Origin of the sequence: Pantoea sp. EEL5, assembly GCF_049892805.1 — a bacterium.
Classification (GTDB): domain Bacteria; phylum Pseudomonadota; class Gammaproteobacteria; order Enterobacterales; family Enterobacteriaceae; genus Pantoea; species Pantoea ananatis.
Genome location: NZ_JBNDNJ010000001.1, coordinates 450,353 through 466,755, shown reverse-complemented (window position 1 = coordinate 466,755; position 16,403 = coordinate 450,353). Strand labels below are relative to the sequence as shown.

The following is a 16,403-nucleotide window of genomic DNA, read 5'->3' as shown; positions in this document are numbered from 1 at the left end:
ACGACAGGCAAGGGTAAAACTCTCAAAGTGAATCGATGAAGGCAGAAGGCAGGAACGGAGGATAAACCCGCCTCCCCGAACGGGGAAGCGGTGACATCAGCAGGAACCTGGAACCAGGTCCGTCTGAGGTTTACTGATAGGTGAACTGGGTGTTTTGCGTGCGGACTGAGTCCAGACCAATCATGACGTTAAATTTACCCGGTTCGGCAACGTGCTTCATCTGCTGGTTCCAGAACTTCAGCGCATCCACATCAATCTTAAAGGTCACCTGCTGAGATTCACCGGCTTTGAGCATAATGCGCTTGAAGCCATGCAACTCTTTTACCGGACGGCTGATGCTGGCAACGGGATCGTTAAGATAGAGCTGTACCACCGTGGCACCGTCCACTTTGCCGCTGTTCGTTACGGTTACGCTGGCTTCGATACTGCCGTTGTGCGCCATCGTTTCTGATGAAAGCGTGACTGGCGACACGGTGAACGTGGTGTAGCTCAGGCCATAACCAAACGGATAAAGTGGGCCGTTTTCCGCATCGTAGTAGTGCGATGTGTACTTGTTGGGCTTGGCAAAATTGTACGGGCGGCCTGTCGGTAAATGGTTGTAATAGATGGGAATCTGGCCTACGGAACGGGGGAAAGACATCGGCAGTTTACCCGATGGGTTGTAATCGCCAAACAGCACATCCGCGATAGCATTGCCCCCTTCTGTTCCGCTGAACCAGGTTTCCAGCATGGCATCGGCCATTCTGTCTTCATCAACCAGCGTCAATGGGCGACCATTCATCAGCACAATCACCAGCGGCTTGCCTGTCGCTTTCAGCGCGGCTAACAGCTTCTGTTGCGAAGGCGGGATCATCAGATTACTGCGGCTGGACGCCTCGTGCGCCATGCCCTGCGCTTCCCCTACCGCCGCCACGATGACATCGGCCTGCTTCGCTTTCTCGACCGCCTCATCAATCATTGCCTGCGGCGAACGCGGATCGACCGCCACGGCCGGTTCATACATGTTGAGGAAGTCCTGAATGCCTTTGTTATCTGACACGTTCGCGCCTTTGGCGTACAGCAGCGTGGCTTTGCCTTCGGTGGCGTTTTTCATGCCCTGCAGCAGGGAAACCGACTGTTTGGCGACGCCCGCCGCCGACCAGCTGCCCATGACGTCACGCTGGCTGTCGGCAAGCGGTCCAATCAAGGCAATGGTGCCAGATTTCTTCAGCGGTAAGGTATCAAGGCGGTTTTTCAGCAGCACCATACTCTTGCGGGCCACATCGCGGGCTTCCGGGCGGTGTAAGCGGCTTTCTGCGTTGGTATCCTGCGGATCGCTCTCTTTCGGGCCAAGATGACTGTAGGGATCGTTAAACAGCCCCATATCGTATTTCACATTGAGCACGTGCCGGGCCGCATCATCGATTTCGGCTTTGCTGACGATGCCGCGCTTCACCAGGTCGGGTAAATACTGGCTGTAGTATTCATCGCTCATACTCATATCTACGCCAGACTTAATGGCAATACGCACGGCATCCTGGGGATCGCTCGCCACACCGTGCTTGATCAGCTCTTTAATCGCCCCGTGATCGCTGATGGTTATTCCTTTGAATTTCCATTCATGACGCAGCAGATCTTTCAGCAGCCAGCTGTCGGCCGTCGCGGGCACGCCATTAATGGAATTCAGCGCGACCATTACGCCGCCGCTGCCGGCATCCAGCGAGGCTTTATACGGCGGCAGGTAGTCCTGGAACATGCGCTGTGGGCTCATATCCACGGTGTTGTAATCGCGTCCGCCTTCCACCGCGCCATAGAGCGCAAAGTGTTTCACGCTGGTCATAATGTTGTAGCGGTCTGCGGGGCTTTTGCCCTGCATCGCCTGCACCATGGTGCGTCCCATGGCAGAGGTTAAATAGGTGTCCTCGCCGAACCCTTCAGACACGCGGCCCCAGCGCGGTTCACGGCTGACGTCGACCATCGGTGCCCAGGTCATATTTAACCCATCGTCCGCCGCTTCATAGGCAGAAATGCGCCCCACTTCATTGACGGCGTCGAGATCCCAGCTGGATGCCAATGCTAAGGGAATCGGGAAAATCGTTCGCTGCCCGTGTACCACGTCATAGGCAAAAAACAGCGGAATTTTCAGGCGGCTTAGCTGCATCACTTGGTCCTGCATCGCGCGAATATCCTGACGCGTCACGGTATTAAAAATGGCGCCAACCTGACCTTTGTGGATCATCTCACGTACGGCTTCTTTTGGCGTATCCGGGCCCACGCTGATTAAACGTAACTGGCCGATTTTCTCGTCCAGCGTCATTTTTTTCAGCAGGTTGTTCACGTAGGCATCACGCGCCTGTTCGGTCATGGGATGGTGAACGGTGGGCTCCCCGGCAAATGCAGGTTGCAGAGCAAGGGAAACAGCGAGGCTAACAGAGCAAATCCATTTCATCAGGTTGGGTTCTCTTAAGTAACTGCGCAATATCGACTAAATGCAGAATGCCATCTTCAGAGCATAGCATGTCACCTGCGGCTATCACACTGCGCCCGACGCAACTCACGTGCTACAGTAATGACGCATGCATAAGACAAGGGAATTGCCCATGATGACACCTTCTGCCCTGATCGCCGATCTCCGCCGCCAGGTCGGCTCTGGTAACGTACTGACCGAGGCCGCCCATACCGCCCGCTATCGTAAAGGCTTCCGTTCCGGTGAGGGAGACGCGCTGGCGGTCGTCTTTCCCGCGACGCTGCTGGAACTGTGGCGCGTCCTGCAAACGCTGGTGACTGCCGATGCCATTATTCTGATGCAGGCGGCGAATACCGGCCTCACCGAAGGCTCAACGCCGCAGGGTAACGACTACGATCGCCCGCTGGTCATTGTCAGTACCCTGAGGCTGGATAAGCTACAGCTGATCGACAACGGCAAACAGGTGCTGGCCTTTCCGGGGAGTACGCTGTATCAGCTGGAAAAAATCCTCGCGCCGCTGGGCCGCGAGCCGCATTCCGTTATTGGATCATCCTGCATTGGCGCGTCGGTGCTGGGTGGCATCTGCAACAACTCCGGCGGTTCACTGATTAAACGTGGCCCGGCCTACAGTGAGATGGCGTTGTTTGCCCAGATTGATGCCCAGGGACGGCTGAAGTTGGTTAACCACCTTGGTATTGAGCTTGGCACCACGCCGGAAGAGATTCTGGGGCGGCTGGATGATGATCGCTGGCAGCCCGGGGATGTGCTGCATGACGGCCGTCATGCCTCCGATCACGACTACGCCGAACGGGTGCGTGATGTTGATGCCGATACGCCCGCCCGTTTTAACGCCGATGCCCGCCGCCTGTTTGAAGCGTCGGGCTGCGCAGGCAAGCTGGCGGTATTTGCGGTGCGCCTGGATACGTTTGCGCGCGAACCGCAACAGCAGGTGTTTTATATCGGCACCAATGATGCCTCGGTACTGGGTGACCTGCGCTGCCATATGCTGGCGAATTTCAACAATCTGCCCGTGGCCGCGGAATATATGCATCGGGATATCTACGACATCGCCGAAGTCTATGGCAAAGACACCTTCCTGATGATCGACAAGCTTGGCACCGATAAGATGCCGCTGTTTTTCAGTCTCAAGGGCCGGGTCGATGGCTGGTTGAACAAACTGTCGTTTATCAAACCGCATCTGAGCGACCGACTGCTGCAGCGCGTCAGTCGCCTCTTCCCCGCCCATCTTCCCAAACGCATGAAACAGTATCGTGATAAATACCAACACCATTTAATGCTGAAAATGTCGGGTGATGGCATTGCGGAGGCGCGTGACTATCTGCGTGAGTTTTTTCGTGAGGGCGGCGGCGAGTTTTTTGAATGCGAAGGAAAAGAAGGTGCGCATGCCTTTCTGCATCGCTTTGCGGCCGCGGGCGCGGCAGTGCGCTATCACGCCGTTCATGCGGATGAGGTAGAAGATATTCTGGCGCTGGATATTGCGTTGCGTCGCAATGATAAAGCGTGGTTTGAGAGCCTGCCTGATGAGATTACCCAGTCGATAAGCCATCGCCTTTATTACGGGCACTTCTTCTGCCATGTCTTCCATCAGGATTACATTGTGAAAAAAGGCGTGGATGTTCATGCGCTGAAAGAAAAGATGCTGGCGATTTTGCACAGCCGCGGGGCGGAATATCCGGCAGAGCATAATGTCGGGCATCTGTATCAGGCCCAGCCACAGCTCACCGCATTTTACCGCAAGCTCGATCCCACCAACAGCTTTAATCCGGGCATCGGTAAAACCAGTAAGCTAAAAGGCTGGGCGGTAAAACAGCCCTGACTGGGCAGGTCGCACCTGAACAGAGTAAAACGGGCGGCCAGCGAAAATGACCGCCCGTTTATTTAGCGAGGAGGTTCTTCGGTTACCGCATCAGAAGAAACCAGCTGACGGCGCTCAATAATCATGGTCTGCGGCGTGGACAGCACAATGCCCTCTTTACGCAAGCGGGTCAGAATATCGAACAGTAGATCGCTCTTCGCGCCCGCGATCTGGCGCTGACTGGCAACGTTGCCGGTGACGCTCAGCACGATGCCCTGGGCGGTAAGATCTTTAAAGGATACCGAGGGTTCCGGGTTCTCCAGAATACGCTCGTTTTCCTCATAGACCTTCAGCAAAATCTCCCGCACCTGTACCGGATCGATATCCAACGGAAACGTCAGGCTAATGGTCACCACGCCCTGCGCATTGCCCATTGTCGCATTACGTACGTTCTGAGAGATGAACTGAGAGTTAGGCACGATCACGGTGGATTTATCACCCAGCTGAATTTCCGTTGCGCGCACGTTGATGCGGCGAATATCCCCTTCAACGCCACTGATCGTCACCAAATCCCCGACTTTGACCGGACGTTCAGTCAGCAAAATCAGACCGGAAATAAAGTTTTTAACGATTTCCTGCAGGCCGAAACCGATACCGACCGACAGGGCGCTGACGATCCAGGCCAGCTTGTTCCACTGCAGCCCCATAATCGACAGCGTCAGCAAAATAATCAGGACATAGCCAACGTTGCTGAACAGCGTGACCAGCGACATGCGCATGCCGCTGTCCATGGTGGTCTTCGGCAGAAAATCGGTATCAAGCCAGCGACGTACCGAGCGCAGAATATAGATGCCCACAATCAGGCACAGCAGCGCGTTAACCAGGTGGGCAGGCACAATATTCAGGGATTCAAGGCCCTTACCGCCCCAGAACTCAATCGCCTTTTGCAGCAGCTCAATCGGTGTTGAAGAGGCAAAGGTGCCGTTAAGCAGTGCCAGCGCGACAAACATGATCAGCAAGGTTTTACCGATCGCCGCAAGAATGGTGGCGACCTGCTGCAGATGTCGCTCATCAATGTTTAGCGAGCCCTGAATACGCTTGCCCGTCGTATTATTGACAGAGAAAAGGCTTTCACAGCCGTCGTTAATCAAATGACTGAGTATGTAAAACGAACCAAACAAAATGCCACACCACACCAGCTCGTAGCTTAAAAAACGCGCCAGGGTGACGTAACCAATCACCAGCGAAGCCAGAATCGTCAGCGACGTCAGCGTCAGGGCCATCTGAATCAGCCCGACCAGCGTTGAGCGCGCTTCCGGCGGCGTGCCTTCCTGCGCCAGACGCCGACGAACGCGCTTGGTGCGCATGCTGATTGCCAGCGCCGTGCTGCCGATCAGCAATGCCGTCAGGCCGTTAGCAAAGATACTGGTATTCAGGCTGGTCCCGGCGGTGTAGTTAAAGGACTCTACCGTCTGGAAAATAAACACCAGCAAGGCGGTGATAGGTGGGAAAGGTTTCAGGGCCAGCGCCACCTCGTTCGAGATGGTGGGTAAACGCCAGCTTGGCCGACGCGTGGACAAAAATGCCCGCCCGAGCCCGGCAATCAAACCACAATAAACGCTTAATTCGACCAGACGATAAATAAAGTCCTGCACGTCGCTGGAAACTTCATCGCGGCGGGTAAAGGCCTGGGAAATAAAGGCAAAGGTCAACACCACCGCCACCAGGCTGGTCAGGGCCACGGCCGTCGCCAGAAAGCTGCGGCGCAGGCGTCCTTCCGGCAGTTTATTAATGCTGACCCAGGCTAAAAATTCTTCGCCATAGCGGCGTCCCAACGTCATCACCAGCACGGCGGCCAGCAACCAGCCTAGCGTACCCAGACGCCAGCCTGACTCCCAGGACAGCGCAGCGGTATCTTTCAGCTCGTTTAAGAAATCGCCAATCTTCTCATCGTCAAGATCCTGACTGCTGAATACCGGCGACCAGAAACGTGGCCCTAAAATGCTGCCAGAGTTAAGCGCCAGTTTGTTTTTCAACTGATCGCGGCGCAGATTGACGATTTGCGATGACAGCATCAGGGCGCTGTTTTTAATGCCCTCCGCCTGCTTAATCTGATCGTCGAGCTTACTTTTCTGACTTTCCAGCGCGCTACGTTTACGCGTGACGTCTGCCGTCTCTTTGACGCCGCTTTCCGGTTTGGGGGCTGGGCCAAGCACGGCCAGCTGGGCCTCAAGCTGCTGACGGTCAGGCTGCAACGCCTGGGCCAGCGTATCCGTATTGCCTGACAGCTCCAGCGCCATTTCATTCAGCCGACTCAGCTTATTTTCATCGCTTTCAACGGAAACCTGACTTTTAATTTTGTCGAGGATTTTCTGCATCTTGGGCAGCTCGACCGAGGCGTTCACTTTCGGCTTGTCGTCAGGCTGCTGGGTAGTGGTGGCCTGAGCCGGATCGTCTGCGGCGATGCTCAGGATGGGAACGGCGGTGAACAATGCTAAAAAAATCAGAACAATAAAGGATCGTAACGTGAGCATATGAATGAGATTCCGGCACAGTAATCAGGCGAATCACCCTCGCCATTTGCGGGTAGTTTAGGTTTTCGCCTGGCGTGAAACTATAGGAATACCGATCAATATTGGTCGGGCCGCCCGCGGCGGCCCGACGGGATATTACTCTACTTCAGAACCGCTGGCAGCGTTGCTGGCAACCTGACCTGCTTTCTGTTTTTTATAGGCCAGCGCGGCCGCCGGAACCGGCGCCGCTTTGCCCGTTTCCAGCCAGTCGCGCAGACGGTTAGCATCGGCAAAATGGGTATATTTACCAAATGCATCCAGCACCACCAGTGCCACCGGGCGGTTTTTAATCATGGTGCGCATGACCAGGCAATGTCCCGCTTCATCGGTATAGCCCGTTTTGGTCAACTGAATGTGCCAGCCATTCTTATACACCAGATGATTGGTATTGCGGAACGGCAGCGCGTAGCTGGGATGGGTAAATACGGCGGTTTCTTCTTTGGTCGTGCTCAGCTCGCCCAACAGGGGATATTCGCGCGTGGCTTTTAACAGCTTCACCAAATCTTCTGCGCTGGAGACGTTCTGAATGGAGAGACCGGTAGGTTCAACGTAATGGGTATGGTTCATGCCCAGCGCACGCGCCTTAGCATTCATCGCCTTAATAAAGGCGTTATATCCGCCGGGATACGCATGGGCCAGGCTGGCCGCCGCGCGGTTTTCAGATGACATCAGCGCCAGCATCAGGATGCTCCGACGGCTTATCTGGCTGTTAAGCTTCACGCGTGAAAACACGCCGCGCATCTCTGGCGTCTGACTGATATCAACCGTGACCATCTCGTTCATCGGCTGATGCGCATCCAGTACCACCATTGCCGTCATCAACTTGGTGATCGAGGCAATCGGCCGCACCCGGTCAGGGTGACTGGAAAATAACGTTTTCCCGCTCGTCAGATCGACGATCAGGGCGCTGCCTGAGGCAATTTGCGGCTGAGCAATGGGCGCCATTTGCGACAGCGTCGTGGTCGCCTGTGCTGGAAGGGAAACAACCTGCCCGGAAACGAGCAGCGCCAGCGTTAACAGTGAAAAGCGAATTTTTGCAGGCATCGTGAAAAAAAGACCCGGTTAAGATTGTGCGCTGTGTAAACACAGGCCGCCGACGACTGAGCAGGCAGTGCGCGGGCTGGCCGCAGCATCATACTCTGAAGCGGTAAAATTATCCTGGTGAGATTGTTTCTGAGCGTTAAAAAGATGTTGCCGCCCTGCAGGCGGCAACAGCACGTTAAAACAGGTGCGGGCCATAGCCCCACAGAATCACGGTTAAGGCCAGCAACACTTCAAATACCAGCACGCCGATGGCCAGAGTGGAACTGGAAAAACGCAGGCTTTCATCCCGGTCAATGTTCAGAAACAGCGGGATGCCCACGTACAGCAGATAGCCGGTATACAGCAGCGCCAGCGCACCCGCTAATACGCACAGCCATACCAGCGGATAAAGTGCCACGAGTCCGCTTAAAAACAGCGGCGTAGCCACATAGCCCGCAAACACCGTACAGCGTTCAACGCCAGGGCGCTGCGGGTAGTCACGCGCCATCCAGTGAATAACGCGTCCCATCACCGCCACGCCGCCCAGAATCAACAGATAAAACAGAATACCCAGGCCCAGTGCTGTCAGGAAATTCAATTGTACATACTGCCCTTCACCCAGATTCCAGCCTGAGTTCGTGGTGCCGATTATGGCGCAAATAACCGGAATGGCTGCCATCAGCAGAACGTGATGAGTGTAATGGTGCGAAACCGTTTCGTTCTCTTGCTTGATATTGCGCATTTCCTGATTAGGATGCGCTAACAAACCCCAGACATGGTTCATACGCTTACTCCTCTGATGCCGTTGGGCTACCCCGTTTTGATGCAGCATCCACGAAAGGGCAGCATTGCTTATAGTATAAACGGCAAGGCAACTTCTGTGGGGCCTGCGCAAAAAAACAGCGAAAAAGATCGCTGATTAACGCGTAAACGGATGGCTTAACGAATCAGGTATAAACTGAAAGAAATTTCTTTACACAGGAAGTGCACCTTGCATTTGGATATCAACGCATTAATTACGCAGTACGGCTATCTTGCACTGTTTATCGGCTGTATTGCCGAAGGGGAAACATTTCTGTTGCTGGGCGGCGTAGCCGCGCATGAAGGATTACTGCATTACGCGGGTGTGGTACTGGCGGCGATGGCAGGCGGCATTCTGGGCGACCAGCTGCTCTTCTGGATTGGCCGGCACTTTGGTACAGGCATCCTGCGGCGGTTTAAAAAACATCAGGACAAAATTGTTAAAGCTAACCGCCTGATTAAGCGGCGTCCCAGCCTGTTCGTGATCGGCGCGCGCTTTATGTACGGCTTTCGCCTGATTGGTCCCATTATCATTGGGGCAAGCCGCCTCAATCCGCTGAAGTTTCTGGCGCTTAACATCATTGGGGCGGCATTATGGTCACTGCTGTTTGTGACACTCGGCTATTTTGCTGGCGGAATCATTGCCCCCTGGCTGCACAAGCTTGATCAGCACTTTAAACATCTGCTGTGGCTGGCTGCCGCCGTGCTCTTTGCCTTTGGGGTTCGCTGGGCCATTCGCCACTGGAATAACCGCCGGGCCGACGATCAGTAACCCTTGAACTGGGGATTTGCCAGCATAAAGCCGCCATCGATGATAAATGACTGGCCGGTGGTATAGGTGGCCCATTCAGAGCTCAGCCAGGCCACCATGCTGGCAATTTCGTGCGTATCTCCTGGACGACCCGCAGGGATCTCAGGCATTTTGACCTTGTGCGCATCGCCATCGGTCATTTTGTTCATCGGCGTGGCGATCGCGCCTGGCGCCACGGCGTTCACCAGAATATTGTGGGGCAGCAAACTCAAGGCCATCGATTTAGTCAGCCCGCCTGCCGCATGTTTGGCCGCGGTGTAGGCAACGGAACCCGGCAGCGGAGTGTGTTCATGCACGGAGGTGATGTTGATGATACGTCCGCCCTGCCCCTGCTTGATCATGTTGCGTGCCGCAACCTGGCCGCAGATAAACACGCCATCCACATCTACGCTAAATGTCTTACGCCAGTCTTCCCAGGTCACGTCCATAAAGTCCGCTTTGAAATTCGCCCCGGCATTGTTGACCAGAACATCAATGCGGCCCAGCTTGTCTATAAGCTGCTGCAGCACCTTGCCCCCTGCGGGCGGATCGGCCAGGTCGAGCTGGATCGTCTCAGCTCGCTGCCCAATCTCCGCCACCCGTTTTGCCGTGCGCTGTGCGCCTTCCTCATCAGACCGCCAGGTGATGCCAATATCAAACCCCTGCTCTGCTAACATTTCAGCACAACGACTGCCAATGCCTGAATCCGACGCGGTAACGATTGCAACTTTTCGTTGTGGTGTAGTCATGACGGTCTCCTCTGGAAGTGTATGAAAAGTATATACCGCAATGAAAATTGTGCCGTTTGCGGACGGCCCGGCGCCCGGATTAACGATCTGTGTCAGAACACAGCGCGATGAAGGCACCTGGCTATAGTTAAGGCTGACACTGACAGGGAGAAACCGATGAGTAAGGTTAAACGTAAGATTGACGACCATGGCGTAATAGGCGATTTACGCACCTGCGCCCTGGTCGCAAACGATGGCACTATCGATTATCTCTGCTGGCCAGAACTGGACAGCCCATCGGTGTTTTCCGCCCTGCTGGACAGCGACGAGGCCGGCCTGTTTTCCCTGGCACCCGACTGGCAAAACGCCCGTCGCCAGCAAATCTATCTGCCTGATACCAACATCCTGCAGACCCGCTGGCTGGCCGAAGAAGGCGTCGCCGAGATCACCGACTACATGCCGATTTGCGACCGGCAGGATAAACTGCCGCGTATCATCCGTCGGGTAAAGATGGTTCGGGGCCGGGCACGCTTTAATATGGTGTGCTCCCCGCGCCATGATTACGCCCGGGCGGACACCCGCGCTGAGGTACAGCGGGGCTGTATCGATTTTCACGCCACCGATCAGCCCTCGCTGCGCCTGGCAGCAACGGTGGTGATGACGCTGGAAGGCAATCACGCCACCGCCAGTTTTGAGCTTAAAGCCGGTGAACATGCCGAATTCGAATTTGGCAGCGTACAGGATGCCCACATCGAAAAGCTGGCCACCGCCAACTGCTTTGAAGAAACGCTGAGCTACTGGCGGGAATGGAGCAGCCGCAGCACCTATCACGGTCGCTGGCAGGAGATGGTACAACGCTCTGCGCTGGTTCTTAAGCTGCTGACCTCCTGGCAACACGGCTCCATCGCCGCGGCTGCCACCTTTGGCCTGCCCGAGGAGCTGGGCGGCGAGCGCAACTGGGATTACCGCGCCTCCTGGATACGGGATGCCTCATTCAGCATGTACGCCCTGATGCGGCTGGGTTACGTGGACGAAGCCAAGCACTTTACGGAATGGGTCGGTCGCTGTGTAGAAAACAGCCACCACGATGAAATGCGGCTGCAGGTGATGTACCGCCTGGACAGCAGTACGGATCTTCAGGAGATGTCGCTGCTTAACCTGTCCGGCTATGCCAACTCCAGTCCGGTGCGCATTGGTAACGATGCCTGGCGGCAAAAACAGCTAGATATTTATGGCGAACTGATGGATGCCATCTACCTGTCCAACAAATACGGCGAGGCCATTTCTCAGCGGGGCTGGAATCATGTGTCAGAAATGCTGGACTGGCTGTGCGATAACTGGCATCAGCCCGATGCCGGCATCTGGGAAATGCGCGGCGAGCCGGAGCACTTCCTTCACTCACGTTTAATGTGTTGGGTCGCTCTGGATCGGGGCCTGCGGCTGGCAATGAAGCGTTCACTGCCGATGCCTTACGATCGCTGGGACAAAACCCGTCGCGAGATCCGCGATGATATCTGGAAGAATTTCTGGAACAGTGAACGCGGGCATTTTGTTTCGACCCGCCACGGTGAACACCTTGATGCCTCCATGCTGCTGATGCCGCTGGTGCGTTTTGTGGGCGCCACCGATCCGGACTGGATCGCAACGCTGGATGCCATCCAGGTGAACCTGGTGAGCGACGGCATGGTACGTCGTTATAACATTCACGAAACGCCAGCTGATGGGCTAACGGGCGCAGAGGGCTCTTTTGGTGCCTGCTCGTTCTGGTATGTGGAATGTCTGGCGCGTGCCGGACGCATTCGCGAGGCACATTTTGAGTTCGAGAAATTACTGAGCTACGCTAATCCGTTGGGTTTGTATGCGGAAGAGTTTGACAGTCATGGGCAGGCACTGGGAAATACGCCCCAGGCGTTGACGCATCTTGCGTTGATCAGCGCCGCGTTTTTCCTGAACCGTAAGCTAAACGGGGACGTCACGCTTTGGCAGCCATAATGGGCTGTTTTTCGCCCAAATTGGTAAAGAACAAAGGCAGATAACGCAGGCGAGTCAGGTAAAGTATTTTAAAGCGGTTAAAATCCTGATTCACAACATCAGTTTAATGAACATATAATGCGCAGCAGGTCATAGTGACCAGCATGGGTTCGATACATTGACAAGCCTGAAACATGGCGATAAAGACTTGTAAAATATGAAAAAAAGCATTCGCGCGTTCGCTTCACTTGCATTGGCTTTGGCGGCATTCAGTCAGTCAGCCCTTGCTGTTGTTTACCCGTTACCGCCGGCAAACAGCCGTCTGACCGGGCAAAATATTGAAATTACCATTCCCGAGGACAGCAAATTACCTCTGGAAGCTTTTGCAGCTCAGTTCCAAATGGGCCTCAGCAATATGCTGGAAGCCAACCCGGGCGTTGACGTTTATCTGCCAAAACCTGGCAGCAAACTGATTATCCCACAGCAGTTACTGTTACCTGACGCGCCGCGTGAAGGCATTGTGATCAACAGTGCTGAAATGCGTCTTTACTACTATCCGAAAGGCACCAAAACGGTGGTTGTACTGCCTATCGGTATCGGTGAACTGGGTAAAGACACGCCGCTGAACTGGACCACCACTGTTCAGCGTAAAAAAGATGGTCCGACGTGGACGCCAACGAAAGCGATGCACGCGGAGTACGCTTCACGTGGTGAAAACCTGCCTGCCGTGTTCCCGGCCGGTCCGGATAACCCGATGGGGCTGTATGCGCTCTATATCGGTCGTCTGTATGCTATTCACGGCACCAACGCAAACTTCGGTATTGGCCTGCGGGTCAGTCACGGTTGCGTGCGCTTACGTGCCGACGACATCAAATGGCTGTTCGATCATGTGCCGGTTGGCACGCGCGTGCAGTTTATCAACCAGCCGGTGAAAGCCTCGGTTGAGCCAGACGGTTCACGCTGGATGGAAGTGCACAATCCGCTCTCGACCACGGAAGAGCAGTTTAACTCTCGTGAGCTGGTGCCAATTACGCTGACCCAGGCCGTTGGCAAAGTTCTGGTAGACGGCAGCGTCAACCAGTCTCAGGTTGATAAAGCGATTCAGAACCGCTCCGGTATGCCCGTACAGGTTAACGCGCCAGAAAACAACGTGGTGCCCGCGCCTGTTCAGGTAACCGAAGGCGAAGACGCCGAGCCGAAGGAAGAGCCGATGACGCCGGTGATGTCACAGCCAACGAATCCGGTCGCTGTACAGCCTGAGCCTCAGCAGTCGCAACCGGCAGAACAGCAGCCGCAGGTTCAGCCTTCACAGCCTGTGCAGCCGTCACAGCCTGCGCCAGCAAGCAATGGTAATCTGTAAGGTCTGATCCTTAACAGGGTAAAAAGCCAGTACCGGTTAACCGGGCTGGCTTTTTTTTTGTGCCCTTTACAGGCTTTGTCACCGGGCGCAGCCTCTACACGCTGGGCCTTCGCAAGGCCAGCCAGCCCGCCAGCAGGGTAAACGCGAGCACGATCAGCACCAGCAGTAAAAACCCGTGCGGATTCGCTGCCAGCGGAATACCGCCTACATTCATGCCAAAAAATCCCGCCACAATATTAATTGGCAGTGCCAGTACGGTTATCACGGTTAACAGGTAGAGCGTGCGGTTACTCTGTTCCATCAGACGCGCCGCAATCTCTTCCTGCAACAGCCGGATGCGCTCCATCAGGCTGGCGAGATCGTTGAGCACCACGCTGAACTCTTCGGTAAACGCCCGCAGCTCGCGGAGCGTGTCGTGGTTGAGCCAGACCGGAGGTCGGTTGAGCAAGCGAAACAGCGCCGCCGGTTCAGGTGCCAGGAGGCGCTGAATCCGCAACAGCATGCGCCGGTAGTGCCCCAGCTCGCTGCGATTAGCTTTAATGGCGGGGCTTAAGAGGCGCTCTTCAATGTTATCGACCACCTGACTGATGCGCCGCACGACCTGTTCCAGTTGCGACTCCTGCTCACCAAGCAGATAAAGCAACAAAGCCTCTGCACTGGGAAAGCTATGACGGGCTAACCTCTGCTGCATCTTTTCAATCATCACTGACGGGCGATAACGTGCGCTGACCACCAGGTTACGCCGGCACCATATCCACAGCGTCGCATTTTGCGTACTGCGGTTCTCCTGGTTAAGCGTGACGTCGTTGAGTACCGCCAGCAACGCGCTACTTTGCTCCGCCAGCCGGGTTCGCGGCGAGGCCGAGTGAATTTCATCGAAGAAGTCATCATCCACCTGAAAATGACTCTGCACCCAGTGCTGCGCGCGGGCATGGTTCAGATTGATATGCAGCCAGAGAAAGCCGTCATCAGGAAGATGCTCACCGAGTTTAACTGCTTCACGGGCATTCAGGCGAACAGGAAGGGCATCGGGAGAAAAGAGATAACCATGAATGAGTCCTGCCACATCATCATCAAAATCACGTTTTTGTGGGGTAAGAACAACGTCTGTCGCCATGGCTATCCTGTCAGCATCATTAATAAAGAGGTTCAGCCTGCTGAAGTTTTGTTACAGCAAAATGACCTCTCACGGCGCAGATCATTTTTTTGTCACAAAAAGCGGGTATCACACAGCGTGAAACAGATGTAAATCCGCATCTGCATCCGCTATGAGGTTTTGCATGAGCGAAAACAGTTTACCCTCTTCAGGCCCGACTCATGGACGACCCGATTTCAATGGCAAAGGTAGCCGCTTCACAAAACCAATTTTCTTTCTTCTGCTGATCGCCGGTCTGGCCTTTGCCGGATTTAACCTGTTTCATGACGTAGAAAAAACCAACACGCCGGTCACCAGTTACTTACCCTTCTTTTTATTAGGCCTCGCGCTGCTGATTGCGCTGGGCTTTGAGTTTGTAAACGGTTTTCACGATACCGCAAATGCGGTCGCGACGGTCATCTATACCCACTCTCTGACGCCCGGTGTTGCCGTGGTCTGGTCGGGATTCTGCAATTTCCTTGGCGTGATGCTCTCCAGCGGTGTGGTGGCGTTTGGGATTATTTCGTTGCTGCCCGTCGAACTGATATTGCAGGCCAGCAGCGGCAACGGTTTTGCCATGATTTATGCCCTGCTCTTCTCGGCCATTATCTGGAACCTGGGCACCTGGTATCTTGGCCTGCCCTCCTCCTCCTCGCACACCTTGATTGGCTCGATCATCGGAGTGGGCGTTGCCAATGCCATGCTGCACGGCCGCAGCGGGCTGAGCGGTGTGGACTGGGAGCAGGCCCTGAAAGTCGGTTATGCCCTTCTGCTGTCGCCGGTGGTGGGGTTTGTCTGCGCCGCCCTGCTGCTGTGGACGATGAAGCTGTTTATTCGTAACCGTCAGCTTTATCAGGCCCCGCAGAGCAACGAGCCGCCGCCCGTCTGGATCCGTGGACTGCTGATTCTGACCTGTACCGGCGTCTCTTTTGCCCATGGATCGAATGACGGACAAAAAGGCATGGGGCTCATCATGCTGATCCTGGTCGGCACCATGCCGATCGCCTATGCCCTGAACCGTTCCCTGCCGCCCGATCAGATCCCGCGCGTGGCCGCCCTGACCGACGTCACGGCGCGCCAGCTCCTGCACATTCAGCCTGCCACCACGCCCGCACCGGCCCCACGGGACGTGTTAACCGCGTTTGTCAGCAGCGAACAAATGAATGCCAACGTGCTGCCGGCCCTGGCGATGACGCTGCACGACGTGGGCGAACAGATCCGCCGCTACGGCTCGATGGAAAATATCCCGGCGCAATCCGTGAGCAACACGCGCAATCAAATGTACCTCGCGTCGGAGTCCATTAAACATTTGCAAAGCGCCCACGTTGCCCTGCCGGACGACACTGAACGCAATTTAACCGCCGTGAAAACCGAGCTGGACAGCGCTACGCGCTTTATTCCTGTCTGGGTGAAGGTGGTCGTGGCGATTGCACTGGGGCTGGGCACAATGGTGGGCTGGCGTCGCATTGTGGTCACCGTGGGGGAACGTATCGGTAAAACCCATCTGACCTATGCACAGGGTGCCAGCGCCGAACTGGTGGCGATGGTGACCATCGGCGCGGCCGACGCATTCGGTTTGCCCGTGTCCACCACACACGTTCTCTCCTCGGGTGTGGCAGGCACCATGGCGGCGAACCGATCAGGCCTGCAAATGTCCACGCTGCGGAATCTGGCAGTGGCCTGGATATTGACGCTGCCGGTTTCAGTCTTACTTTCTGCCCTGCTCTACGGGCTGTTTATCCACATCTGACCAGGTGATT

At 55.4% G+C, this 16,403-nt stretch carries 11 protein-coding genes; 5 read left to right on the top strand and 6 right to left on the bottom strand.

The window, feature by feature from the left end:
- Positions 1-130: 130 nt before the first annotated feature.
- On the bottom strand, positions 131-2,428 hold the full coding sequence (gene bglX, locus ACPXSQ_RS02225; RefSeq protein ID WP_013025134.1) for a beta-glucosidase BglX: 2,298 nt from the start codon (positions 2,426-2,428) through the stop codon (positions 131-133).
- Between the two features lie 151 nt (positions 2,429-2,579).
- On the opposite strand from bglX, the gene dld reads away from it, so the two are divergent.
- Positions 2,580-4,283 (top strand): D-lactate dehydrogenase, encoded by a 1,704-nt coding sequence (gene dld, locus ACPXSQ_RS02220; protein WP_019106157.1) that lies wholly within the window; start codon positions 2,580-2,582, stop codon positions 4,281-4,283.
- A gap of 62 nt (positions 4,284-4,345) precedes the next feature.
- Here dld and ACPXSQ_RS02215 read toward each other — a convergent pair whose 3' ends face one another.
- From ACPXSQ_RS02215 to ACPXSQ_RS02205, 3 genes are all read right to left on the bottom strand, one after another.
- On the bottom strand, positions 4,346-6,796 hold the full coding sequence (locus tag ACPXSQ_RS02215; RefSeq protein ID WP_024470901.1) for a DUF3772 domain-containing protein: 2,451 nt from the start codon (positions 6,794-6,796) through the stop codon (positions 4,346-4,348).
- Positions 6,797-6,931: 135 nt separating this feature from the next.
- Positions 6,932-7,879: a D-alanyl-D-alanine endopeptidase gene (pbpG, locus tag ACPXSQ_RS02210; RefSeq protein ID WP_426142635.1), complete on the bottom strand. Its 948-nt coding sequence runs from the start codon at positions 7,877-7,879 to the stop codon at positions 6,932-6,934.
- 175 nt (positions 7,880-8,054) lie between these two features.
- The gene (locus ACPXSQ_RS02205; protein ID WP_013025130.1) at positions 8,055-8,642 is read right to left on the bottom strand and encodes a Yip1 family protein; all 588 of its coding nucleotides are present in this window, start codon (positions 8,640-8,642) and stop codon (positions 8,055-8,057) included.
- A gap of 207 nt (positions 8,643-8,849) precedes the next feature.
- On the opposite strand from ACPXSQ_RS02205, the gene ACPXSQ_RS02200 reads away from it, so the two are divergent.
- A complete protein-coding gene (locus ACPXSQ_RS02200) occupies positions 8,850-9,431 on the top strand; it encodes a DedA family protein (protein ID WP_064352691.1) in 582 nt (193 codons plus the stop codon).
- On the opposite strand, the gene ACPXSQ_RS02195 is transcribed toward ACPXSQ_RS02200, so the two are convergent.
- The gene (locus ACPXSQ_RS02195) at positions 9,425-10,198 is read right to left on the bottom strand and encodes an SDR family oxidoreductase (RefSeq protein ID WP_014606261.1); all 774 of its coding nucleotides are present in this window, start codon (positions 10,196-10,198) and stop codon (positions 9,425-9,427) included. The genes ACPXSQ_RS02200 and ACPXSQ_RS02195 overlap by 7 nt on opposite strands.
- A 156-nt stretch (positions 10,199-10,354) precedes the next feature.
- Between ACPXSQ_RS02195 and ACPXSQ_RS02190 the strand changes: the two genes are divergently transcribed.
- Both ACPXSQ_RS02190 and ACPXSQ_RS02185 read left to right on the top strand, forming a co-directional pair.
- The gene (locus tag ACPXSQ_RS02190) at positions 10,355-12,169 is read left to right on the top strand and encodes a glycoside hydrolase family 15 protein (protein ID WP_014606262.1); all 1,815 of its coding nucleotides are present in this window, start codon (positions 10,355-10,357) and stop codon (positions 12,167-12,169) included.
- Positions 12,170-12,365: 196 nt separating this feature from the next.
- The gene (locus tag ACPXSQ_RS02185) at positions 12,366-13,508 is read left to right on the top strand and encodes a L,D-transpeptidase family protein (protein ID WP_013025126.1); all 1,143 of its coding nucleotides are present in this window, start codon (positions 12,366-12,368) and stop codon (positions 13,506-13,508) included.
- Positions 13,509-13,602: 94 nt separating this feature from the next.
- Here ACPXSQ_RS02185 and ACPXSQ_RS02180 read toward each other — a convergent pair whose 3' ends face one another.
- A complete protein-coding gene (locus tag ACPXSQ_RS02180; RefSeq protein ID WP_013025125.1) occupies positions 13,603-14,625 on the bottom strand; it encodes a transporter in 1,023 nt (340 codons plus the stop codon).
- A 163-nt stretch (positions 14,626-14,788) separates the two neighbouring features.
- Between ACPXSQ_RS02180 and ACPXSQ_RS02175 the strand changes: the two genes are divergently transcribed.
- Positions 14,789-16,393 (top strand): inorganic phosphate transporter, encoded by a 1,605-nt coding sequence (locus tag ACPXSQ_RS02175; RefSeq protein ID WP_042676578.1) that lies wholly within the window; start codon positions 14,789-14,791, stop codon positions 16,391-16,393.
- Positions 16,394-16,403: the final 10 nt, after the last annotated feature.

Coding starts and splice junctions, on each gene's coding strand:
- dld (WP_019106157.1), top strand. CDS start 2,580: ATGATGACACCTTCTGCCCTGATCGCCGATCTCCGCCGCCAGGTCGGC.
- ACPXSQ_RS02175 (WP_042676578.1), top strand. CDS start 14,789: ATGAGCGAAAACAGTTTACCCTCTTCAGGCCCGACTCATGGACGACCC.
- ACPXSQ_RS02205 (WP_013025130.1), bottom strand. CDS start 8,642: ATGAACCATGTCTGGGGTTTGTTAGCGCATCCTAATCAGGAAATGCGC.
- ACPXSQ_RS02195 (WP_014606261.1), bottom strand. CDS start 10,198: ATGACTACACCACAACGAAAAGTTGCAATCGTTACCGCGTCGGATTCA.
- bglX (WP_013025134.1), bottom strand. CDS start 2,428: ATGAAATGGATTTGCTCTGTTAGCCTCGCTGTTTCCCTTGCTCTGCAA.
- ACPXSQ_RS02185 (WP_013025126.1), top strand. CDS start 12,366: ATGAAAAAAAGCATTCGCGCGTTCGCTTCACTTGCATTGGCTTTGGCG.
- ACPXSQ_RS02190 (WP_014606262.1), top strand. CDS start 10,355: ATGAGTAAGGTTAAACGTAAGATTGACGACCATGGCGTAATAGGCGAT.
- ACPXSQ_RS02215 (WP_024470901.1), bottom strand. CDS start 6,796: ATGCTCACGTTACGATCCTTTATTGTTCTGATTTTTTTAGCATTGTTC.
- ACPXSQ_RS02180 (WP_013025125.1), bottom strand. CDS start 14,625: ATGGCGACAGACGTTGTTCTTACCCCACAAAAACGTGATTTTGATGAT.
- pbpG (WP_426142635.1), bottom strand. CDS start 7,879: ATGCCTGCAAAAATTCGCTTTTCACTGTTAACGCTGGCGCTGCTCGTT.